Annotated in this window: 25 protein-coding genes and 2 tRNA genes; 16 read left to right on the plus strand and 11 right to left on the minus strand. The window is 35.1% G+C overall.

All coding sequences use genetic code 11. The annotated features are described in order from the left end of the window. Window positions 1-17: 17 nt before the first annotated feature. From ubiT to A9G42_RS07690, 14 genes are all read left to right on the plus strand, one after another. Window positions 18-503: a ubiquinone anaerobic biosynthesis accessory factor UbiT gene (gene ubiT, locus A9G42_RS07625; RefSeq protein ID WP_065653124.1), complete on the plus strand. Its 486-nt coding sequence runs from the start codon at window positions 18-20 to the stop codon at window positions 501-503. 1,098 nt (window positions 504-1,601) lie between these two features. Next, window positions 1,602-3,035 (plus strand): exodeoxyribonuclease I, encoded by a 1,434-nt coding sequence (gene sbcB, locus A9G42_RS07630; RefSeq protein WP_065653105.1) that lies wholly within the window; start codon window positions 1,602-1,604, stop codon window positions 3,033-3,035. A 101-nt stretch (window positions 3,036-3,136) separates the two neighbouring features. Next, the gene (locus A9G42_RS07635; protein WP_082212029.1) at window positions 3,137-3,592 is read left to right on the plus strand and encodes a CidA/LrgA family protein; all 456 of its coding nucleotides are present in this window, start codon (window positions 3,137-3,139) and stop codon (window positions 3,590-3,592) included. Further along, window positions 3,589-4,278: a CidB/LrgB family autolysis modulator gene (locus A9G42_RS07640; protein WP_065653106.1), complete on the plus strand. Its 690-nt coding sequence runs from the start codon at window positions 3,589-3,591 to the stop codon at window positions 4,276-4,278. The genes A9G42_RS07635 and A9G42_RS07640 overlap by 4 nt, the downstream gene beginning before the upstream one ends. Window position 4,279: 1 nt before the next feature. After that, the gene (locus A9G42_RS07645; protein ID WP_065653107.1) at window positions 4,280-4,927 is read left to right on the plus strand and encodes an ElyC/SanA/YdcF family protein; all 648 of its coding nucleotides are present in this window, start codon (window positions 4,280-4,282) and stop codon (window positions 4,925-4,927) included. Window positions 4,928-5,084: 157 nt separating this feature from the next. Beyond that, a complete protein-coding gene (gene artP / locus A9G42_RS07650; protein WP_065581820.1) occupies window positions 5,085-5,813 on the plus strand; it encodes an arginine ABC transporter ATP-binding protein ArtP in 729 nt (242 codons plus the stop codon). Window positions 5,814-5,836: 23 nt separating this feature from the next. Beyond that, window positions 5,837-6,571 (plus strand): transporter substrate-binding domain-containing protein, encoded by a 735-nt coding sequence (locus A9G42_RS07655; protein WP_065567552.1) that lies wholly within the window; start codon window positions 5,837-5,839, stop codon window positions 6,569-6,571. A gap of 134 nt (window positions 6,572-6,705) precedes the next feature. Continuing rightward, window positions 6,706-7,434 carry an arginine ABC transporter permease ArtQ gene (gene artQ / locus A9G42_RS07660; protein WP_065580789.1) on the plus strand — a complete coding sequence of 243 codons (729 nt, stop codon included), beginning with the start codon at window positions 6,706-6,708 and terminating at the stop codon, window positions 7,432-7,434. A gap of 12 nt (window positions 7,435-7,446) precedes the next feature. Further along, entirely contained in the window at window positions 7,447-8,124 is a 678-nt protein-coding gene (artM, locus tag A9G42_RS07665) for an arginine ABC transporter permease ArtM (protein WP_065567551.1), read from the plus strand. Window position 8,125: 1 nt separating this feature from the next. Continuing rightward, a complete protein-coding gene (gene uvrC, locus A9G42_RS07670; RefSeq protein ID WP_065580783.1) occupies window positions 8,126-9,961 on the plus strand; it encodes an excinuclease ABC subunit UvrC in 1,836 nt (611 codons plus the stop codon). Window positions 9,962-10,068: 107 nt separating this feature from the next. After that, entirely contained in the window at window positions 10,069-10,623 is a 555-nt protein-coding gene (gene pgsA / locus A9G42_RS07675; protein ID WP_065653108.1) for a CDP-diacylglycerol--glycerol-3-phosphate 3-phosphatidyltransferase, read from the plus strand. Between the two features lie 236 nt (window positions 10,624-10,859). Beyond that, window positions 10,860-10,947: transfer RNA gene (locus A9G42_RS07680), tRNA-Leu, on the plus strand. A gap of 12 nt (window positions 10,948-10,959) precedes the next feature. Continuing rightward, window positions 10,960-11,035, plus strand: a tRNA-Gly gene (locus tag A9G42_RS07685). Window positions 11,036-11,328: 293 nt separating this feature from the next. After that, window positions 11,329-11,748, plus strand: coding sequence for an integrase arm-type DNA-binding domain-containing protein (locus tag A9G42_RS07690; protein WP_257006395.1), 420 nt, complete (start codon window positions 11,329-11,331; stop codon window positions 11,746-11,748). A gap of 4 nt (window positions 11,749-11,752) precedes the next feature. Here the strand turns inward: A9G42_RS07690 and A9G42_RS14790 are convergent, their stop codons facing one another. The 5 genes from A9G42_RS14790 to A9G42_RS14805 form a co-directional block, all read right to left on the minus strand. After that, window positions 11,753-12,442 (minus strand): IS3 family transposase, encoded by a 690-nt coding sequence (locus A9G42_RS14790; protein ID WP_442903198.1) that lies wholly within the window; start codon window positions 12,440-12,442, stop codon window positions 11,753-11,755. 9 nt (window positions 12,443-12,451) lie between these two features. Beyond that, window positions 12,452-12,577 (minus strand): hypothetical protein, encoded by a 126-nt coding sequence (locus A9G42_RS14795; protein WP_257006351.1) that lies wholly within the window; start codon window positions 12,575-12,577, stop codon window positions 12,452-12,454. Then, complete coding sequence (locus tag A9G42_RS14800; protein ID WP_065653110.1) at window positions 12,577-12,822, minus strand: transposase; 246 nt, start codon at window positions 12,820-12,822, stop codon at window positions 12,577-12,579. Before A9G42_RS14800 ends, A9G42_RS14795 begins: the two co-directional genes overlap by 1 nt. Before the next feature lie 259 nt (window positions 12,823-13,081). Beyond that, window positions 13,082-13,750, minus strand: a complete 669-nt coding sequence (locus A9G42_RS07705) for an HlyD family efflux transporter periplasmic adaptor subunit (protein ID WP_065653111.1) — start codon at window positions 13,748-13,750, stop codon at window positions 13,082-13,084. Window positions 13,751-14,048: 298 nt separating this feature from the next. After that, entirely contained in the window at window positions 14,049-14,252 is a 204-nt protein-coding gene (locus A9G42_RS14805) for a Mor transcription activator family protein (protein ID WP_082212036.1), read from the minus strand. 306 nt (window positions 14,253-14,558) lie between these two features. On the opposite strand from A9G42_RS14805, the gene cysK reads away from it, so the two are divergent. Further along, window positions 14,559-15,524, plus strand: a complete 966-nt coding sequence (gene cysK, locus A9G42_RS07710; RefSeq protein WP_065580557.1) for a cysteine synthase A — start codon at window positions 14,559-14,561, stop codon at window positions 15,522-15,524. Window positions 15,525-15,614: 90 nt separating this feature from the next. Here the strand turns inward: cysK and ruvB are convergent, their stop codons facing one another. From ruvB to A9G42_RS07740, 6 genes are all read right to left on the minus strand, one after another. Then, window positions 15,615-16,619: a Holliday junction branch migration DNA helicase RuvB gene (gene ruvB / locus A9G42_RS07715; RefSeq protein WP_065567580.1), complete on the minus strand. Its 1,005-nt coding sequence runs from the start codon at window positions 16,617-16,619 to the stop codon at window positions 15,615-15,617. Window positions 16,620-16,632: 13 nt separating this feature from the next. After that, window positions 16,633-17,241, minus strand: coding sequence for a Holliday junction branch migration protein RuvA (gene ruvA / locus A9G42_RS07720; protein ID WP_065588656.1), 609 nt, complete (start codon window positions 17,239-17,241; stop codon window positions 16,633-16,635). A 170-nt stretch (window positions 17,242-17,411) separates the two neighbouring features. Then, entirely contained in the window at window positions 17,412-17,750 is a 339-nt protein-coding gene (locus A9G42_RS07725; protein WP_065567582.1) for a YbaB/EbfC family nucleoid-associated protein, read from the minus strand. Window positions 17,751-17,781: 31 nt separating this feature from the next. After that, entirely contained in the window at window positions 17,782-19,908 is a 2,127-nt protein-coding gene (gene dnaX / locus A9G42_RS07730; protein WP_065653127.1) for a DNA polymerase III subunit gamma/tau, read from the minus strand. Window positions 19,909-20,555: 647 nt separating this feature from the next. Next, window positions 20,556-21,011 (minus strand): DNA polymerase III subunit chi, encoded by a 456-nt coding sequence (locus A9G42_RS07735; protein WP_065653112.1) that lies wholly within the window; start codon window positions 21,009-21,011, stop codon window positions 20,556-20,558. Window positions 21,012-21,027: 16 nt separating this feature from the next. Next, window positions 21,028-22,509 carry a leucyl aminopeptidase gene (locus tag A9G42_RS07740; RefSeq protein ID WP_065653113.1) on the minus strand — a complete coding sequence of 494 codons (1,482 nt, stop codon included), beginning with the start codon at window positions 22,507-22,509 and terminating at the stop codon, window positions 21,028-21,030. Window positions 22,510-22,646: 137 nt separating this feature from the next. Between A9G42_RS07740 and lptF the strand changes: the two genes are divergently transcribed. Next, window positions 22,647-23,750, plus strand: coding sequence for an LPS export ABC transporter permease LptF (gene lptF / locus A9G42_RS07745; protein ID WP_065582775.1), 1,104 nt, complete (start codon window positions 22,647-22,649; stop codon window positions 23,748-23,750). Window positions 23,751-23,759 lie beyond the last annotated feature (9 nt).

Consider the following 23,759-nt stretch of genomic DNA (forward strand, 5'->3'; position numbering starts at 1 on the left):
TTGGATCAAGAAGTAAAATTTTAAGCAAGATTCATTCACAGTTTGTTAATAAAGCGCCCCATATTTTGGGGCTTACTTTACGACATATTCCTTTTAATATAAAAAAGCAGGCCATAGAGCAATTATTACAGTTACAATTTGAACATTCCCTTGAAGATGGTGATCTCGACTTTTTAGAAAATCGATGGCTTAAAATTCAAGTTACCGATCTTGGCCTTATTTGGTTTGTAAGCCTTATTGACAATAAACTTGTCGTAAGTAGAGAAGAGATTGCTGATGTAAGTTTTATTGGTAATGCTAATGATTTGATTATGATAGCAACCAGACGTCAAGATCCTGATACCCTATTCTTTCAACGACGTTTAATTGTTGAAGGTGATACTGAGCTGGGTCTTTACGTTAAAAATTTAATGGACTCAATTGATTTGGAGTCTATGCCAAAATTATTAAGACTGACACTCGAAAAATTGGCTGATATTATCGAAAGTGCCTCCAAAGACTAAACTAGTATATAAGAAAGATGATTATAATGCATCACAATCGCCAAACCGTTGTGGTGCGAAGTAGCTAGTATAAATCACCTTTCTACTTTCTTCGCTTCACCGAGTCTAAAATTGTAATGCATGTTTTAATCTAGGTTCCAAGATTAAAAACTCAATAAAATCAATAACTTTTCTGACAGTTTTTTTATTATGCTTATTTACGGTTCTTTTCAGATGCATTATAGCCTTGCCCTGAATGTCATGAATTAAGCTTGGTGTTCTTAATGTCTATTTGATTTTATTTCACATTTAAGCCAAGCGTAATGTCTGACATGCTAGTAAAGTCTCAGTATAAATACCTGTTAGTAATTAATGGCGCTTAGTACCGAAATAATCATAGAATGATCCTGCAACTTAGGTTGATCATAGTAAGCACAATGGCTTAAGCCAACAATTACACCGTTCGTAGCAATAGCAATAAAATAATTTTTCTGAAGTTGTTTTAATCAAATTTTACGTGACTTTGTGGCCTTTAAAGTTTTTTCATAATTTCCAACTGACGTTATGATTTTAAGCTAAGTTCGGTAAACATCTGTTTAAGATTAACCTGATGTCTAAAGTTTCCATTCCGCCACATTTTTCTCACCATATACAAAAAGATAAATTACCCCATGCTATATTTACGGCACAGTTCTTTAACAAGAACGCTTGCCTTGGTTTCTTTTAAAATAGATAAAATTTGATGTTCAGCCATTTTTTCATACTTAAATCCCCTTTTACTTTTATCATCGAGAATTTTCTACCTTTTTACTGTACTGTTTTAGAAGATAGTTACAATCAGTAACGAAATTGAAATGCAATTGTTTCTTTTTATGATATCCTTACACCTAAACCATCGGTTAGCTCAAACAACCCTGTATAAGGTTTATTTAATATTGATTTGCTATCACTTAGCGCCATTTTTTACATTCTGTACACATATAAAAAAATAGTTATGTACTCAATCGGTGCACATTTGCAATGTGAACAAATCAAGACACGTAAATAACTAAAACAAAAATGAACAAATATCAATTTAATTAAATTTAAATAAAAAACGATACTAAGCAAAAACTCACCATGAAAAACAACCTAGAACAGCCAACTTTTTACTTTCATGATTATGAAACATTTGGAATTCATCCAGCATTAGACCGCCCTGCTCAATTTGCTGGAGTTCGTACTGATGCGGATTTTAATATTATTGAAGACCCACTAGTGATATATTGCCGTCAAACACAAGATTATCTACCTAGTCCAGAAGCTGTACTCATCACTGGAATTACACCTCAAAAAGCCAATCAAGAAGGTATTTGTGAAGCAGAATTTACCCGACTAATTCATCACGCTTTTTGCCAACCCAATACCTGTATTTTAGGCTATAACAATATTCGTTTTGACGATGAAGTAACGCGTAATATTTTATACCGCAATTTTTACGATCCCTATTCTTATAGTTGGCAAAATGGTAATTCAAGATGGGATCTTCTTGATGTTGTTCGAGCGTGTTATGCGCTAAGACCTGAAGGTATCAACTGGCCGATTAATGATGCGGGATTACCTAGCTTTCGTTTGGAGCATTTAACAAAAGCGAATCATATTGAACATGAGCATGCACATGATGCAATGTCTGATGTGTATGCAACAATTGCCATGGCAAAATTAATAAAAACAAAACAACCTAAACTTTTCAATTACTTTTTTACATTACGCAACAAAAATAAAGTTGCTGAGCTTATTGATGTAATTAATATGAATCCTATTGTTCATATATCGGGTATGCTAGGTAGCCATCGAGGCAATCTATCATTAGTTTGCCCTATTGCTTGGCATCCGTTACAAAATAATGCCGTTATTGTTTGTGATTTAACTGGAGATATTAACTCAATTATTGATTTACCAGCAGAAAAAATTAAAGAAAAACTTTATACAAAAACAGAAGATCTTGAACTTAATGAATCACGAATTCCTCTAAAGTTAATTCATATAAACAAATGCCCTATTGTTGCTCCGTTAAAAACACTATTACCCGAAAACGCAACAAGGTTTGATATTGATATAGCACAATGTTTAATCAATCAACAACGGTTATTGCAAAATCAAACAATATTGCAAGATAAAATGAGAGAATTATTTGCAATAGATAATCATTTTTCGATTAGTTCTGATGTTGATGGTCAAATATATAGTGGTTTTTTAAATAGCCAAGACAAATTACGCTGTGAAACTATTCGAACAACTCCGCCACATTTATTAGACAGCTTATCATTCACATTTGATGATCCTCGCTTAGCAACGCTATTTTTTAGATATAAAGCACGCAATTACCCAGAAATACTAACAGAGCATGAACAGGTTATTTGGAAGGATTATTGCCGCGATAAATTTAATATCCAAAAAATTCAAGATTACTTACTAACCTTAGAACAGCTTGCGGAAACTTATATAGAACAGCCGGAAAAACTTTTAATACTAAAACAACTTTATCACTATTGTCATTATTTAGTTGGATAATTAGATTTGACGGGCGTATGATATGCTTTATTCGATTTATGTCAACGCTAACTACAGGCATATAGTCATAATTAAAAATTAAGATTAATAGCATTCACGTTATGAAACATTTTTTAGCGAAGCACGCCACAATAAGACATCGGCTTTATTCTTTGTACTATACACTGTTCAGTTATAGCCGAGGGTTGATTATACTGACTATTTGCTTATGGGTGGGAAACATTATTTCTAAAATATTACCGATAATGATCCCTGGTAGTATTATCGGTTTGTTGATTCTATTTTTCTTACTTGCTTTTCAACTTATTCCTACTTGTTGGGTTAAAAATAGTTGTAACCTTTTCATGCGCTACATGACATTACTTTTTATTCCCGCAGCTATGGGAATAATGGATAATTATTCACTCTTATTGCAAAACTGGATACCTATAATATTTAGTAGTATAGGAGGATCACTCATCGTACTGCTACTAACTGCATTTTTAACTGAACATTGCCATCGCTTACCAACTAAGAACTCAATTGTTGAACCCCAAAAAAAGGAAAATCAACCATGATATGGATGTTGCCTTTAACGCTTGGCGTTTTTCTCATTGTTCGTCGGGCTGCATTTAAACTAAAAAATCCGCTATTCAACCCTTTAGTGATTTCAGTCATTGTGTTAATTCCAATTTTACTAATAACCAACACAAGTTATGTAGAATATGTTAGTAACATACAAATTATTAATGACTTATTACCTTACTCCGTAGTTGCTTTAGCCTACCCTTTGTATGAATTAATTCCACAAATTAAAGCACGTTGGAAATCGATAATGCTTATTACTTTTACCGCATCAATCGCTTCAATGATAACAGGTGTTTGTATTACATTTTGGTTAGGTGGTAATGGTGAAATAGCCGCATCGGTTTTACCAAAATCAGTTACAACGGCAATTGCGGTGACTATTGCCAGCAATCAGGGAGGAATTCCGTCTATTGCAGCATTATGTGTAATACTTGTTGGCACATTAGGTGGCATATTTGGGCATCAAATATTAAATTTATTTAAAATAAAATCAGCCTCAGCTAGAGGTTTATCTATTGGTGCTGTGTCGCATGCTGTTGGCACTGCTCGTTGTATTGAAGTAGATTACAACGAAGGCGCCTACAGTTCGTTATCTTTAGTATTATGCGGTATTATGACATCATTGACAGCGCCTTTTTTATTTCCAATAATTGTAATTATTTTTGACTGGTTATAGCATGAACTTAAAAAAGCTTATTGCTTATTTTACTGGATTGTGCTTGATTACAATGTCTGCAATATTGGGGTTAGACTATTGGATCAGCTACAAAACAGCACCTTATATTTACCATGATGAAAACAAACTGCCATACCGTGCGATCGGTGTGGTACTTGGTACAGCAAAATATGTTCGTGGTGGCGGAATAAATGGCTTTTATCGAAATCGTATTGATGGAGCCATCGAACTATATTGGCAAAATAAAGTTGATTATCTATTATTAAGTGGCGATAACGCGCTTTTGAGTTACAACGAACCACTCACCATGAAGAAGGATTTAATAAAAGCAGGCATTCCTAGCGATTCGATTGTTTTAGATTATGCAGGCTTTAGAACATTTGATTCGGTAGTTCGTGCCAATAAAGTATTTGATGCCAATGACTTTACTATTATTACGCAAGAATTTCACTGTGAACGGGCTATTTTTATTGCGCTTGCGCATAACATTCAAGCGCAATGTTTTGCTGTGCCAGCGCCAGCAAGCATGAAACTAGTGCGCATTCGTGAAATGTTTGCGCGCGTCAGTGCCTTTATTGATCTCTATATTCTTAATAAAGAACCTAAATATCTTGGTCCAGTAATTCCTATCATTACTAATAGTCATTAGTTTTATTTAGCCTAAATTTTTTGTAAAGAGAATTCAGGTAATACATCTATTTTGGGATAAAAACACAGCAAAGAAAAGATTGTCCAATAAATTAGATTGCATTTTTATGCAAAAAAAAGTAATATTTAATCAATTATACAGTCAAGAAAAATATATAATGAATATTGAATTAAACCATATTAACTGTTTTTATGGTGCACATCAGGCCTTAAATGATGTTTCTCTTAGCTATCCACTTGGCGAAACAATTGTATTACTTGGCCAAAGTGGTGCCGGTAAAAGCTCTTTATTAAAAGTATTCAATTTACTTGAAATACCGACATCAGGTAAAATGACTATTGCCAAATCGCATTTTGATTTTTCCGAAAAAATCAGCGAATCCACAATTCGACATCTTCGCAAAAATGTCGGCATGGTTTTTCAAAATTACAATTTATGGCCACATTTAACGGTGTTAGAAAATTTGATTGAAGCGCCCTGCCAAGTTTTAAAGTTATCGAAAAAAGAAGCTAGCGATAAAGCAATGGCAATTTTAGCGCGGTTACAAATTGATAATATGGCTCAGCGTTATCCCCTTCATCTATCAGGAGGTCAACAGCAAAGAGTGGCTATTGCAAGGGCATTAATGATGGAGCCACAAATATTATTATTTGATGAACCAACAGCCGCATTAGATCCAGCGATCACATCACAAATTGCTGAAATTATTAATGAACTTTCGCAAACAGGTATTACACAAATTATTGTGACCCATGAAGTCGATTTTGCACGTAAAGTAGCTTCACAAGTCATTTATATGGAGCATGGCAAAATTATTGAGCAAGGGCAACTTGAATGCTTTGCACATCCTAAAACCGAGCAATTTAAAGCTTATTTATCACATTAATTAAAATAAAATTGGGTGGATATATGAAAAAAACGTTACTAGCCATTTGTCTTGCAGGAACAACATTTTTAGCTCAAGCTGTAGACACTTTAACCATTGGCACTGAAGCAACTTATGCGCCTTTTGAATTTACTAATGAAAAAAATGAAATTATTGGCTTCGATATTGATGTCATAAATAAAATTTGTGATGAAATAAAAGCATCTTGTAAAGTGGTTAATCAATCATTTGATGGCCTGATTCCTAGCTTAAAAACACGTCGAATTGATGCTGCTATAGCGGGTATTGACATTACGCCAGAACGACAAAAACAAGTTGATTTTACAAAAATTTATTATGATGACAGCTCAATTCAGTTTATTACATTAAAAGATACACTAACGGATCTTGAACAATTAAAGGGTAAACGTGTTGGGATCCAAAAAGGCACAACTTATCCAAAATACCTAAATGAAAAGTACCCAGATGTCAAACAGGTAAGTTATGACAGCTATCAGTACGCTATTTTAGATTTAAAAGCTAAGCGAATTGATGCAATCGTTTCAAGTTCAATTGTTGCTGGTGAATGGTTAGGTAAAGATGCAGATATCGTTCCTTTAAGTGATAAAATTATTGACCACGACTTTTTTGGTGAAGGGCTAGGAATTGCGATACGTAAAGGTAACGAGAAGCTACTTAACCAATTTGATCAAGCAATAGATAAACTGAAAGCTAACGGTGAACTAGATGCTATCTATAAAAAATGGTTTAACAAATAAACTTTATATTTAAATATATATTTTATAATAATGACCTCGCCGCATTCACTTGCGGCGAATTTATTTTTTAATTTAATCTTGGTTTTTTTATGTTTGATTTTTTTGCAAATGAAATGAAATGGGTTTTGTCTTCAATGGATGGTTATATTTTGCCGCTTATTGAAGCTACTTCTACCACATTATCATTAGCCTTTGTATCATTAATTGTTGGGATTATATTTGCTTTTATTTTCTCAATATTAGAATCCGTTCCATTCAAACCCATTGCATGGACCATGTCTTTATTTAACTTAACTATTCGAGCATTACCCGAATTATTAATTGTGATAGCCATTTATAACGGTTTACCTTTATTATTGATATTATTAAATGATGGCTTCACCATTGATCTGTATTTTACCTCTTTAACAATACAGCTAAACATTGAAGATTTTAATGTTAGCCCTTTTTTATGTGGTGTTGCCGCACTTTCTCTTCTCTATGCTGTTTATGCCTCTCAAACTTTACGTGGTGCATTTAAAGCAATTTCTAATGGACAACGGCAGGCCGCGCAAGTTTTAGGACTAAGCAAATCTCGCACATTCTTTCGCATTATTATGCCACAAATGTGGCGCCATGCTTTACCGGGCCTAAGTAATCAATGGTTAATATTATTAAAAGATACGGCATTAGTTTCAGCAATTGCCATTAATGATTTAATGATGCAAACCAAAACCATTGTTGCACGAACCAATCAACCTTTTTTATGGTATATCGTGGCTATGATTATTTATCTAATTATCTCAATTTTTAGTCAAAAAATTATATCGCGCATTGAAAAACGCTCAACCTATTTTGAACAACCTACCTCAGCGAAAAATTAGTAAGGTCGCATTATGTTTGATAATTTTATTCATTACCTAAAAATAATCTGCCAAGGTCTTCCTGAAACATTAAGTTTAAGCATTTTAGGTATTTTATCTGCAGGAGTTATTGCTACTTGCTTATCATGTTTATTATCACTAAATCACTTTATACTAAATAAAGTAATACGCACATATATTATTATATTTACCGGTACACCTTTACTTGTACAGCTATTACTTATTTATTATGGACCATCACAGTTTAAAGATATTTTAATCAAAGTACCATTACTTTATAATACCATCTCATCACCTTGGTTTTGTGCCTATTTGGCATTAACACTTAACAGCGCTGCCTATACAACGCAAATTTTTTATGGCTCGTTAAAAGCCTTACCTAAAGGACAATGGCAAGCTTGTAAAGCACTTGGTATGGATAAAATACAAACGTTAAAAGTTGTTTTTCCTTATGCTTTAAAACGTGCACTTTCCACTTATTCAAATGAAGTCGTGTTTGTCGTAAAAGGTACTGCATTAGCCGCAATGATTCCTGTGATGGATGTGATGGGTTATAGTAATGATTTGAATGCGGATTACTACGATTTCACTATTTTTATTGCTGCTGGGCTAGTTTACCTCTTGATAAATGGTTTGCTTAGCACCATTATGAGGATAATAGAGAAAAAAGCCCTCACATTTGAAAACTAATATGAACTCATTTGATTCAGCATCTTTTTTAAAAACTGTCCCACATAAACCGGGTATTTATCAAATGTTTAATGATAAACAGACGATTATTTATGTGGGAAAGGCAAAAGATCTTAATAACCGTCTAAAAAGCTATTTTAACAATAGCAAAAAAACCTTAAAGACAGATATGCTAGTTAGTCATATCCGCCATGTTGAATTCACAATTACTAATACCGAAACCGAAGCTTTACTACTTGAACAAACTTATATAAAAAAGTATCAGCCACGATACAATGTGCTTTTAAAAGACGATAAAAGCTACCCATTTATAAAATTAAGTAAAGAACAACATCCTCAACTATCGCTTTACCGAGGAGCTGTAAATCGGAAAAAAGATGAGTTCTTTGGTCCTTATCCCAGTGGCTATGCTGTTAAACAAATATTAGCCTTGTTACAAAAAACATTTCCAATAAGACAATGCCTGAATTCGACATATCGCAATCGCACCCGTCCTTGTCTACAATATCAAATTAAGCGTTGTTTAGGGCCTTGCGTACCTGGTTTAGTGAGTGATGAAGATTACCAACAGCAAGTTAACTATGTAAGGTTATTTCTGTCTGGGCAATCAGAACAAATCTTACAAAAAATCACTGAAGATATGCAAAAAGCCAGCAATGAACTTAATTTTGAAAAAGCGGCAACACTACGCGATCAACTACAAGCAATAAAACATATCAATGAAAAACAAGCAATTTATAACAATAATGATAATCTTGATGTGATTGGCTTTCATTATGAATTAGGTTTAGCGTGTATATATGTTTTATTTATTCGCAACGGGCAAACCTTTGGTCATCGATCTTACTTCCCTAAAGTACCATCCAATACGGAATTAGAAGAAGTTATTGAAACATTTATAGGGCAATTTTATTTGCAAGGTAATCAAAACCGCAACATTCCTAAGAAAATTTTGTTGAATTATTCTTTATCTGACAAAAAACCTATAGAAGAGACACTGTCACTTATTGCTGAACACCAAGTTAAATTGGTTGATGAACCTAAAGGTGATAATCTAAAATTACTCAACATTGCAACGGTAAATGCTCAAACTGAAGTAAAAAATAAGCTATTAGCAAACTCAACCATAAAACAACGTTACGATGCATTAAAAGCTTTTTTAGGGATTGATAAAATTAACCGCATGGAATGCTTTGATATTAGCCATTTTATGGGCAAAAACACCATTGCATCTTGTGTTGTTTTTGACGATAAAGGACCAGTTAAAGCCGAATTTCGACGCTATAATATTACAGGTATCACGCCAGGTGATGATTATGCAGCAATGGAACAAGTATTAACACGCCGTTACAACAAAAAAGAGCTTCCTGACGAAAAAATCCCCGACATCATTTTTATTGATGGCGGTAAAGGACAACTTAACCAAGCGTTGCAAGTATTTGACCAATTGAATGTTAATTGGAATAAAAATCATCCTATTTTAATTGGGGTAGCAAAAGGCGCTGAGCGTAAAGAAGGATTAGAAACTCTTTTCTTTGAGGCTCATGGCACTGGGCGCTATCTGGATGATCATTCCCCTGCTCTATTACTCATTCAACAGATCAGAAATGCATCACACGATCATGCCATTGTCGGCCAACGAAAAAAAGGCATCAAACAACTTACCGATAGTGCTTTGGAACATATTGAAGGAGTTGGAGCCAAAAGAAGGCAAGCATTACTTAAACACTTTGGTGGGTTAAGAGAACTAAAAAATGCCAGCATTGATGAAATAGCGCAAGTGCAAGGAATATCTAAATCATTAGCTGAAAAAATTTATCTAAATTTAAAGCAATAACACATTGAAAAATTAACATTTTTCAGGCAACATAATCACCAATAAAAGACTATTTTTCGCTAATTACTAATGCATTGATTAATAAAATAAAAAAGAGCTTCTATCACATGAAAATTAATTTTCCAACAGCCTTAACACTATTTAGAGTCATTTTAATTCCTTTTTTTGTGATGGCATTTTATTGGTTTCCTCATCAATGGGCTGGTTTTTTTTCTGCATTGATTTTTTTAATTGCGGCCGTAACCGATGTTTTAGACGGCTATCTTGCCCGTCGCTTAGGACAAACAACTAAATTTGGTGCTTTTTTAGATCCTGTTGCTGATAAAATTATGGTGACAATTGCTTTAGTTTTAATTACACAATATTATCAAGCATGGTGGATCTCTATTCCAGCAATTATTATTGTTTCACGCGAAATTATCATATCTGCCCTACGAGAATGGATGGCTGAAATTGGTAAACGTAAAAGCGTGGCCGTTTCGTCAATTGGTAAAATAAAAACAATTACCCAAATGACCGCGTTAACGTGGTTACTATGGCGTCCTTGTGATATGGTCATTTATGCTGGTCTCGTTGCATTATTTATTGCGACAGTTTTAACGCTATTATCAATGTTACAATATTTATGGATAGCGCACAGTGATTTATTAGAAGAAGAATAACCAACTCTCTATATTTCTGAGCAAACACTTTTTTATATAAGTAATTTTGTTCAATCAAAACGTATAAACAAAATTACTTATCGCCTTATCAATTAACTGACACCCCTATTTTAATCATTAATTAGCTAAACATTGAGCAATTAAACAATTAATTTAAAATTTCTATTGACTGAAATCATAAGATAGGTAAAATGCACTGCATTCAAAGCGAATTACTTTTTGTAAGTCAGTTTTGAGCCCGGGTGGTGAAATCGGTAGACACAAGGGATTTAAAATCCCTCGGCCTTTTTGGCCGTGCGAGTTCAAGTCTCGCCCCGGGCACCAACCTTTACTTATGCGGGAATAGCTCAGTTGGTAGAGCACGACCTTGCCAAGGTCGGGGTCGCGAGTTCAAGCCTCGTTTCCCGCTCCATCTCATAGTCTAATACATTCCTATAAGTTTCTAAAACTGTTTTAAAATTATTGAGTTATGTTTATTTTCATTCTTATATGTTCCTATAAAATCTTATGAGTTCCAAGAGATTTAAGTATAAGTAACTCTTAAATTTAAAATAAGTAACCGTCAATTCTCTTTTCTTTGTTAATGAAATCAATTTATTACTGTATTTTTTCTTCAATTGTTTTCGCCTTGGCTAACTTAAAAGCAAAATTCAATTTTTTAACGATAGAAGAGGATATATATGTCTAAATTATCTGATACTAAAAATTAAAGCAGCAAAAGCGAAGGATAAAGCCTATACACTAAATGATAGCTTGGAACTAATGATAAAAATTAAGCCTACTGGAGCTAAACTCAAGGACTTTAGGTTTTACTGGTATAACAAGCAACAACTCATGTCGTTTAGTCGATATCCTGAAATAAACCTGTCTGATGCCAGAAAGCTTAAGGAGGAGACGCGTGAATATGTGGTTAAAGGCATTGATCCAAGGCTTCAATTAACAATAAAAAAGAATAAAATAGCACCGCAAGAAGATAAAAATACAACGCCCCTGTTTAGCGAATATGCTTTAGAGTGGAAAAAAATTAAAATTGAAAAACTCTATATCTATATAGGTAGAGAGGATGCATTAAAAAGAAGGCAAAGTACCTGTAAATACCCCAAACTTAGTACACAACTCACGTAGAAAATCATGCAGCTTGTTTTAGTGTTTTATACTCAATCGGTGTCATGTTATTTAATGCCTCATGCGGTCTTTCGGTGTTATAAACCGTTAACCATTCTTCAGTTATTCTCCTTGCTTGCGCTAAGTTGTTAAAAAGATATAAATCGAGTACTTCAGTACGATAGGTACGATTAAATCGTTCAATATAGCCATTTCGATAAGGGTTACCGGGCTGGATATAATCAATGGTTATACCATGTAATTTAGCCCAGTTGGTAAAGGTTTTTCCTGTAAATTCTGGCCCATTATCGACCCGTATTTTTAATGGATACCCATGATATTCGGCCAGTTTATCTAAGTAATGGGTAATCCTTCCTGCGGGTAAGCTTACTGCAATATCAATACCTAACGCCTCACGATTAAAGTCATCAATGACATTGAATGTCCTAAAGCGACGTTGATTACGACTACTGTCACTCATAAAATCCATTGACCAACATTCACCTTGTTTATTGGGGACTAATAACCTTTCTGGGCATCGTGGAGGAATGCGTTTTTTACGCTTTACCCTGAGATTAAGCTTTAATTCACAATACACCCGATATACCCGTTTATGTTTCCATTGATAGCCGAGCTTTCTGATACGATTAAAACATTTAGGAAAGCCCCAGCATAAATGCCTATCTGTAATAGCATTCAACACCGAAACAATCACCGAATCATCCTACAACTTAGGTTGATAATAGTAAGCACAACGGCTTAAACCAACAATGGCACAACTCATTGCAATAGTAACCGAATGATTTTGCTGTAGTTGCTGTGCCCATGTTTTACGCGCCTTTGTGGGCACTAAAGCTTTTTTATGATTTCTTTCTGAAGCTGGGATTTTAAACTTAGCTCAGCAAATATCTGTTTAAGCTTACGATTTTCAGCCTCAAGCTCCTTTAAGCGTTTGATATCCGACGTTTCCATACCGCCATATTTTCCCCGCCATTTATAGAAAGTTGAATTACCCATGCCATATTTACGACAGAGTTCCTTGACAGGAATACCTGCTTCAGCTTCTTTTAAAATAGCGACGATTTGATCGTTCAGTCATTTTTTTCATAATTAAATCCTCTTTTACTTTTATCATAGAGAATTTTCTACTTTTTTGCTGTACTATTTTAGGGGATAGTTACAGTAACACATATTCAAGTTGTTTTTCTAATTCAAAAAGCTCTAATTTTGGTTTAATAATATTTACTGTTTGATTTACGTCGGGCACTTCTTATAAGATCATTTTAGCTATAAATTGGAACAATCTCGTGTTTTCCTACATATTAATCGCGCATTAATTCATTGGATTAATGTACTAGCGTTGCTTACCAACATCATCCAAAGCCTCCATCATTGGGCTTAATAAATAACTTAATACTGTCCTTTGCCCTGTTATTATTTCCGCAGAAATAGACATTCCAGGCTCTAAATTAACAGGTTGGTCATCAATAATTAAGTGGTTTTTGTTTAATTCAATAACAGCCTTATACACAAGCCCTAAGTCTTTATCTTCAATAGCATCGGAAGAAATGTTTAACAATGTACCTTCAATCCAACCATAACGCGTAAAATCAAATGTATCAATTTTTACAGTAACCAATTGGTTTTTTACCAAAACTTCTGCAATCAGCTTTTCATTTTCAGGAACAATTTTCAATAGCTCTTGAGGAGCTTCAACCGCAGCACCAGCATCTCGATAAGCTAATGCTTCCACAATCCCTGCAATTGGTGCTTTTAACTCATATTGTGCAATAAGCGCTTCTAGCTGTTTTTGCTGTACGGATAATATATGATTTTGATTCAGTTTTTGTATTTTTTCTTGCTCAATTTCTTTAATTTTATCGGCAATATGAGAATTCATTTGTGTATCAATTTGAGAATAACTTGCTTGCATTTCTTTCATTTTTGCTTCTGCTGCACTCACAGTAAATTTTGCTTCTAAATATTTTTTCTTAACCTCAAGTAAACTATCTTTACTCGTCATCTTTTTTTTTATACAACAAATCCAACGCCCGATGTTGCTCTTCATAAATTGGCAATAGATTTTCCGCCATCTCTTTTTGAGCTTGATAATTTTCTATCTGAGCCATTAAAATTTGTTGATTTAACTTATAAACCTCTTTTTCATTATAATCTGAAACAGAACATGATAAATAATAACAGAATGATGAGATAAATGGGATATAGCAAAATAAACAGGGAAATATTGAAATTGTTTTTTGAAAAAGTGTTACAAAATATGAAATAAAAAATTGCCTAAAAAATTTTGTCCTAAAAATTGATTAGGCGTCATTGAAATCAAATAAGGCTGGTTGTTTTTCTTTTATCATTCGTTTATGAACTCGGTCGATTACTTTTCTAATACCTCGTTCTGTCATATTATATTTTTGGCTGAGTTCTGCATAATTATTACCTTTAAATGCATCATAAATTAATTGTCTTATGTTTTCTAATTTAAATAGAAGATGAATTGGCTGAAAAATAATGTGAGTTAGCTAACAGAAATAAGTATAAAAATCAGTTCATTTTACACATAAAAATCATTCAGAAAACCTATTGATTTTATTAAAATTTTATTTTAGCATCGAATTTTTATTAAACCTTTATTCGCACCAAAATATGCTTTTAGCTTTTTGATAAAAAGCCATTTTCCTGCTTATAGCTTAAATGAATATCATTATACTAATTAATTAGTACCATCTTTTTAAGATAGATTTATAATAGCGAATATGATTAAGTAACCAGATAGATGGCTGTCGCCTATCTAACTGTGACTAAATAAGGAAATGATAATGAGCAAAATATTTGATGATAATTCACAAACTATTGGTCATACCCCACTTGTTCGTTTAAAACACTTTGGTCATGGTAATATTTTAGCTAAAGTCGAATCACGTAATCCAAGTTTTAGCGTGAAGTGTCGTATTGCATCGAATATGATTTGGGATGCGGAAAAGCGTGGTTTATTAACTTCAGATGTTGAATTAATTGAGCCGACCAGCGGTAATACGGGTATTGCACTTGCGGCTGTCGCTGCAGCTCGTGGTTATAAGCTAACATTAACTATGCCTGAAAGCATGAGTATTGAACGCAGAAAGCTGTTAAAAGCTTTAGGTGCCAACTTAGTATTGACTGAAGCATCAAAAGGTATGAAAGGTGCCATTGATAAAGCCGAAGAAATTGTTGCCAGTAATCCACAAAAAAATATCATGCTTCAACAATTTAGTAACCCAGCTAACCCTGAAATTCACGAAAAAACCACTGGTCCTGAAATTTGGAATGATACCGATGGTCAAATCGATGTGTTTGTTGCTGGTATTGGAACTGGTGGTACGTTCACTGGTGTAACACGTTATATCAAAAAAACGCAAGGTAAAAATATTACTGCAGTCGCCGTTGAGCCAACTAATTCACCCGTAATTACTCAGGCGCTAGCAGGTGAATCAATCAAGCCAGGACCGCATAAAATTCAGGGTATTGGGGCTGGTTTTATTCCTGAAAATCTAGATTTAAGTTTAATCGATTTGGTCGAAAAAGTTTCTAACGAAGATGCTATTGATACCGCTCGTATATTAATGGAAAAAGAAGGCATTTTAGCAGGCATATCGTCTGGTGCTGCGGTTTTTGCAGCCGATCGTTTAGCTAAATTACCTGAAAATGCAAATAAAACCATTGTTGTCATTTTGCCTTCTTCTGGCGAACGCTATTTAAGTACTGACTTATTTAGTGGTATTTTTACCGAAAAAGAACTTGGTTAAGCTGAAATCGCAATAAAATATCCGTAATAAAAAGCGCAAATCATCAAATCATTGCGCTTTTTGCTAATATACATTTATTGACACACTGGGCTAATTATCCTGAATAATGCCAAAATGGCGGTACGCATGTGGCGTTGCAATTCTGCCACGAGGGGTTCTTTGGATATAACCTTGTTGGATTAAAAACGGTTCAAGCACGTCTTCGATCGTTTCGCGCTCTTCGCCAATTGCCGCCGCAATATTATCTAAGCCAACAGGCCCACCCATAAATTTTTCGATAATAGTAAGCAATAATTTGCGATCCATATAATCAAAACCTTCGTTATCAACATCAAGCATATCCAGTGCTTGGGTAGCGATTTTTTTATCGATAACACCTTTGGACTTTACATCAGCATAATCGCGCACACGACGCAAAAGGCGATTAGCAATTCGAGGAGTACCACGTGAACGTTTGGCAATCAAATAAGCCCCTTCATCTGACAGATCCATGCCTAAAAATTTGGCACTGCGACTAACAATATATTCCAAATCCTCAACACGATAAAATTCAAGACGTTGTACAATACCAAAGCGATCTCTCAGTGGCGAAGTCAACGAACCAGCTCGCGTTGTTGCACCAATTAATGTAAAGGGAGGAAGATCAATTTTGATCGAACGTGCCGCAGGCCCTTCGCCAATCATAATATCTAGTTGGTAATCTTCCATCGCTGGGTATAAAATTTCTTCAACTACAGGTGATAGGCGATGAATTTCATCAATAAACAATACATCGTTAGGCTCTAAATTGGTTAGCATAGCGGCTAAATCGCCCGCTTTTTCTAAAACAGGACCAGATGTAGTACGTAAATTAACATTCATTTCGTTCGCTACAATGTTAGCTAACGTGGTTTTACCAAGCCCAGGCGGACCAAATATAAGCACATGATCGAGCGCATCACTACGTTGTTTAGCTGCTTGAATAAAAATCTTCATTTGTTCGCGCACTTGTGGTTGGCCAATGTATTCGTCCAAATATTTGGGGCGAATAGCACGATCTAACGATTCTTCTTCTTTTTGTACTTGTGGGGCGATCAAACGATCCGCTTCAATCATAATAAATCCCTATTTACAATGCCGATTTTAAGGCTTCACGAATCAGTGTTTCACAATCCATATCTGGGTTAATGACTTTATTAATGATACGACTGGCTTCTTGCGGTTTATAACCAAGTGCAATTAGAGCTGAAACCGCCTCGCTTTCAATTTGATTAGCCGATTTTTGAACACTATTTGTTTCAATAGCGGTGCTAGCGCTTGATGATTGTTCTCCAAACCGTTTAATGCGATCTTTCATTTCCACAATTAACCGTTCAGCTGTTTTGTTACCTACACCGGGTAGTTTTACTAAGGTTTTAATTTCACCTTGCTCAACAGCGCTAATAAATTGCCCTGCGGACATACCTGATAAAATGGCTAACGCTAATTTAGGTCCTACTCCATTGACTTTTATTAGCTCACGAAATAGCTCACGCTCTTGATCTTGATTAAAGCCATACAATACTTGAGCATCTTCACGAACTACAAAATGGGTTAACACAATAACTTCTTGCCCATTTTCGGGTAATTCATAAAAACAGGTCATCGGCATAAATACATCATAACCGACACCGCCAACTTCAATCAGTACTTTTGGGGGTTGTTTTTCAATAATAGTGCCTCGTAAACGACCAATCACAATATATCCTTAATAATAAAGCGTAATAAATCAGCAAATAATTAAGCGTAGTTTACCCGATAGCAAAAAAATAATAAAGAAAAACTGTATAAATAGACAGGCAATAAAATAATATTGCCGACATTTGTTGACTATGTCGGCAACATAAATCGCAAAATTAATGCGTTATCTTAGAATGGCATTTTAAAACCTGGCGGTAATTGCATGCCGCCAGTAACTTGCGCCATACGTTCTTTCTGTGCTGTATCTAAACGACGCGCTGCATCATTATAAGCAGCAGCAATAAGATCTTCTAACATTTCTTTATCATCATCAGCCATAAGTGATGGATCAATTTCAACACGCTTACAACTGTGTGCACCATTAATCGTAACTTTGACTAAGCCGGCACCAGACTCGCCAGTAACTTCCAATTTGGCGATCTCTTCTTGCGCTTGTTGCATTTTTGCTTGCATTTGTTGGGCTTGTTTCATTAAATTGCCCAAGCCACCTTTTCCACCTGAAAACATAATTATTCCTCGTTAAAAAAATATCGCTGTATTATACAGGACGAACACTTGTCTCATCAATCTTAGCGTCAAAATATCGGCAAATTGTTGCCACTTTGGGATCTTCAGCAATGATTATTTTAGCTTGTGCTAATTTTTGTTGATACAATGCTTCGCGCATTTCCAATGGTGTTTTATCATCTTGATTGTCATCAATAATGATTTTTACATCAAGTTCTTGCTTACGTTGTTCACAAAGCGCCTTTTGCACTTTAGCTACGTTATTTGCCGAATTAATTAAATGCTTAACTGCCGAGCGCACACGTAACACAATAGTATTATCATCCACTTGTTGAAAAACGGCATTAACCACAATTTGTTTAAGCAACGGTGGCAAATTCAATTGCTCAATTTCGGCACACCAAGCATTTTTTTGCGCCATTTCTGTAATCAGTTTTTGGGTCATTTCGGGGGTTTTGTCGCCGTTAAGCGATTCACGAAAGGCCTTAGTATCAATAACCAATTCTTCCTTCATAGCAATTAAACCACTAGCTTGCCATTGATAATTTTCAGCAGTGATTTCTTCTTTACTATCATCGTGATCCGTATTATGGGGATCTGCGCTAACCTCATTTACTGGTTGCTGAATATTCTGTTTAATTCGCGTCAGTGGCTCATTAACTACTCGTTTTTTAGGTTGATTTACATCAACCGATTCAGACTTTTTTGAATTTTGTTCCTCTTTGATTAGCTGCATACGCATTTCTAAAATGCTTTTAGTCATCGACGGAGCATCATCAGGAATCGCTAAATCAACCGTTTTCGTTTTTACATCAGCAGTTGGTTCCGCTTTTAAAGGAACAACATCTGCCATTGAATCGTTCTTTTTTGGTTCTTCGGTTTGTAACTTTGGTGGTAAACTCGAACTTGTTACTGCATGTGACGAACGTTGTTGAGATGTAACCTGCTCAACATTATTTTTAGGTTGTTGTGTTTGCGATTGTTGATTAGTCTTAGGTTTTGCTTGGATTGACTCTGGTTGCTGCGTATTGCTAGCAGACCGTAGCATTACTGATGGTGTAACAGCATCAACCGACTTTGGTATAAAAGCTAAAGCACGTAAAAAGCTCATTTCCACGCCAATTTTTTTATCAGGTGCAAAACTTAGTTCTTTACGCCCCATCAATAGAATTTGATAAAAAAGTTGTACATCATTTGGCGCCATAGATTGTGCTAAAAAACGGATGCGCTCTTCATTATCAGTATAATCACCAAGTGCCGTTGGTACTACTTGCAATAAAGCAATTTGGTGCAACAGTGTAATTGTTTCAGCTAATAAATGATCCCAATTTGCACCTTGCATAGCTGCCGCTTCAATCTGTTGCATTAAGGCATTGCCATTACCATTATGCATTGCCTCAACAAGAGCAAATGGAATCGATTTATCAAGTGTGCCAAGCATTATTGCCACTGATTTTGCATCAATGATACCATTGCCAAGAGCAATGGCTTGATCAGTCAAACTCAAAGCATCACGCATACTGCCGTTAGCAGCTTTTGCTAATAAGCCAATCGCTTTGGGATCACTACTGATTTGTTCTAATTGTAAAATATGCTCAAGTTGTTGGCTAATTAAAGCCGTATCAAGCACATTTAAATGTAAATGCAAACAGCGCGATAATATCGTAATGGGTAATTTTTGCGGATCGGTGGTCGCTAATAAAAACTTAACATGCTCAGGAGGCTCTTCTAAGGTTTTTAGTAGCGCATTAAAACTACTGCGCGACAACATATGCACTTCGTCAATCAAATAAACTTTAAATCGACCTTTTGTTGGCAAATATTGGATATTATCAAGTATTTCCCGTGTATCTTCAACTTTAGTACGTGATGCGGCATCAATTTCTAGAAGGTCAACAAATCGACCTAGCTCAATATCACGACAATTATCACATACACCACAAGGGGCCGCTGTTATACCCGTTTCGCAGTTCAAACCCTTAGCCAATAAACGGGCAATTGACGTTTTACCTACACCACGAGTACCAGAAAACAAATAAGCGTGATGAACGCGTCCAAGTGAAAGCGCATTAGACAGAATTTTAAGGACATGTTGCTGCCCAACAACTTCGGAAAATGATTTTGGTCGCCATTTGCGAGCCAGAACTTGATAACTCATAATCACCATAACGCATTATTGCCATTGAATTTGGCGCTAATCATACCACAAACTGGCAAAATAGTCTTTAAATGGGCAATAATAAAAATGGTTGCACGACGTGCTCTTTTTCATTTTCAAGTACTATTTACTTCGGTGGTCATTATTTTCGGTAAAAATCATTTCGTCTAATATTTTTATTCAATTTGCGAATTTTTTTCAATTGCTAGTATATTTTCGGCCTCAAACAAATAGCATCAATAACAGTTAACGATGCTAACTTTGCATAATACCTGCTTTTATGACATAAGAGACGTTTAGATTAATGATGAGTTTTATCTATTTTTAGGTTAACTAGCGATATAACATTGTACCAGTTGCTGGTAGTTATTATTAAGTATTGAAATGGGCGTGACACTAAAAGATAGAACATGTCATCTTGCTTAACAAAAGAAAAACCAGATGAGGTTTGCAAAAAACTTTTTTATAAACGATTTAAATTCGTTATGGTGATTAATTTTAATGAATTGATAAAACAAGTTTAAAACGATTGTCGATTGTTCGGTATCTTGTAAATCGCCATCAAAAAACAGTCAGAAAAGCTATTTATTTTATTGAAGTTTTTATTAAGCACAAAAAAAACAAAAATAAATTGATAAGATACTTTTTTAGGCACAAATTATCGGAATCGTTTTAAGATTAAAACCAGCCTCTTTATATAGCTTATACCTAACCCTTGCGAGCGACTTTAGTCGCTCATCAGTTGGCACAAAATCGATAATATCACGATAGACACTAGCAAATTCGGGAAACTGCTCTTGTAAATTAATCAGCAACTGACGACTAGCGCTACTACGTTTTTGCGGCCAACTAATTTCAACCGGCGATCCGCCTTTCATCCCTTCTCCAGCCAAATTATGAGGAACAAAATTATCCGTTTCGAGTTGCCAAAGGTATTCATCGATTCGTTCGGCCTGAGCCTGATCTTGACAAGCAACTTGCACACGCTGATTCGCGTGCCATGCTTCAACAATTTTTTGACATGCTAACTTCTCAAAAAACAATATGCCCGATTCGTCGGATTGTGTTTGGTTTTCAAGTAAGTAGAAGATGACTTTTTTCATTAGATCAACGCTCAATTTATTGGTCTAGTAAATATTGAATCAACATCGCAACAGGGCGTCCTGTTGCACCTTTTTTTGCACCTGAGCTCCATGCTGTACCGGCAATATCTAAATGCGCCCATTTATATTTTTCGGTAAAGCGTGATAAAAAGCACGCAGCAGTAATGGTGCCCCCATCTCGACCACCTGCATTTACAATATCGGCACATGTAGATTTAATTTGTTCTTGGAAGTCATTATCAATCGGTAGTGCCCATGCTTTGTCACCTGCTTTTTGAGAAGCGGAAACAAGTTGTGTTATCAATTGATCATTATTGCCCATTACGCCTGTATAGTGATGCCCCAATGCAACAATACAAGCTCCCGTTAAGGTAGCAATATCAATAACTGCTTTTGGATTATAACGTTCAACATAAGTTAAAACATCACATAACACTAAACGACCTTCAGCATCGGTGTTAATTACTTCAACAGTGGTACCAGACATTGTCGTTAATATATCACCAGGCCGATAACTGTTGCCATCTGGCATATTTTCGCAACCTGCCATAATACCTATGACATTAATTGGTAATTTTAATTCGGCTACAGCTTGCATAACGCCATATACCGTCGCTGCACCACACATATCATATTTCATTTCATCCATACCTGCCGATGGTTTGATAGATATGCCACCAGAATCAAAAGTAAGCCCTTTACCGACTAATACATACGGTTTAGCTTGTTTGTCTTTTGCTCCTGCATATTCAATAATGGTCATAATTGATTCATTTTCTGAACCACGTCCGACGGCTAAATAAGCATTCATGTTTAATTTTGCCAACTCATCTTCGCCAAGGCAAGTGACCTTTAATGACGAGTGTAATTTGCCTAGCTGTTTACCTTGATCGGCTAAGTATTTTGCGTTACAAACGTTTGATGGCATATTGGCAATGTTTTTTGTTGTCGCTATCGCATCAGCAATAATTTGACCTTGTAACAAATTACTAGCTAACTGTGGTAACTCATTTTCGTTGTGAGTGAATAATGTCACATTAGTTAAACTAGGTACAGGCGTTTTAGTCGTTTTAAATTCATCAAATTGATAAGTAATATCGCTAACAATTTGCGGTAATTGTTTAGCGATTTTTGCATTATTGGCTTCATTAATTGTTAACAAATCCCATGCAATATTTTTGATTTTTTTGGCAAGGACTTCTTTTATTACTGCTTGAATCACCTTTTTGGCTTGTGACAAATCAAAATTTTTGGCTTTATCACAACCGACAAATAACAGTTTTTGTTTTAAATTGTTGCTGTTGGCATAGAGTAACGTAGTTCTCCCCAATTCACTGCTGATGTCACCCGATTTAATGAGTTGGCTAACTAAACCATTGGTTGAGTTGTCAATATCTTTAACAAAATCGGACTGATTTTTTCCTGAAGCTATTGAAATAACTAAACACTCTGTTTTTTGCTTGGTGATAATAGCACTGTTTTTTATTTGAAATTCCATGGTGTTTCTCGTTTATGAATTGATAAAGATAATGAATATTCTATCGCTTCGTTATTGGATAGCAACAAAAAGATAACTAAAAGAGCTCAAATCAGATTATAATAGTCAGATTTTATGCCAACATGTATAGGTAAGTTGTGATAATTCGTCGATATTTAGTTAAAGAGACATTGAAAACCCAAGGAGCAATTTTATTTATTTTATTGCTTATTTTCTTTTCTCAAAAATTAATCAGAATTTTGTCAAGCGCTATTGATGGTTCGATCCCCCGAGAATTAATTATGCCATTATTAGTTTTAGGGGTGTCAAATATGGCCGATCTTATTTTACCGCTAAGTCTTTTTTTAGGCGTACTTGTGGTCTTTGGACGACTTTATTCTGACAGTGAAATGGTCGCTATGTATGCTTGTGGCATTAAAAAGAACTTAACTTATCAAGTGGTGCTTTTCCTCTGTATTCTAACCTGCATATTGACAGCGATGAATGCACTTTGGTTTGGCCCTTGGTCTAACATTAAACAAGATCAGCTACTTGCAAATGCGAAAATAAATCCGAGTTTAGCGGGGTTATTAGCGGGGCAATTTCAACAAACGCCAGATGGTAATTCAGTGATTTATATTGGTAATGTTGATGATAATAACCTAGAAAACGTATTTATTGCACAAATCAATCCCAAAGCCAATCAACGACCATCTATCATTCTTGCCAATAAAGGTAAAACAGGTCATGATGATGAAGGCAATCAAATCATTAAGCTTGAAAATGCCAACCGTTATGAAGGCACAGCGCAATTAAAAGATTTTCGGATCTCAAACTTTCATAATTATTTAGGTATCATTAAACCCAAAGAACTCAATATTACTGAAGAGGTCGATAAAACCAATGTTCAACAGTTGGGATTGTCTAAACTTACAAACCTTAATACCCCTAAAGCCAATGCAGAATTTTATTGGCGAATAACATTGATTATTTCGGTGCCTTTGATGGCATTTTTAGTTATTCCGCTGAGCGTATCTAACCCACGCCAAGGACGCTTAGCTCAAGTTTTTCCAGCGCTACTGCTTTATTTGGTTTACTTTTTGTCAGCGAGTTCAATTAAGGCTAACGCAGGGAAAGGTAGATTAGATCCTGAATTGTGGTTTTATACGCTGAATTTAGGATATTTTGTATTGGCACTCATTTTAAATTGTTGGGATAATCTATTTATGCGTAAACTTCGCTTGAAATATTCGGCATCTTAAGGAGAAAAG

It is taken from the genome of Gilliamella sp. Nev6-6 (genome assembly GCF_001690605.1).
GTDB lineage: Bacteria > Pseudomonadota > Gammaproteobacteria > Enterobacterales > Orbaceae > Gilliamella > Gilliamella apicola_C.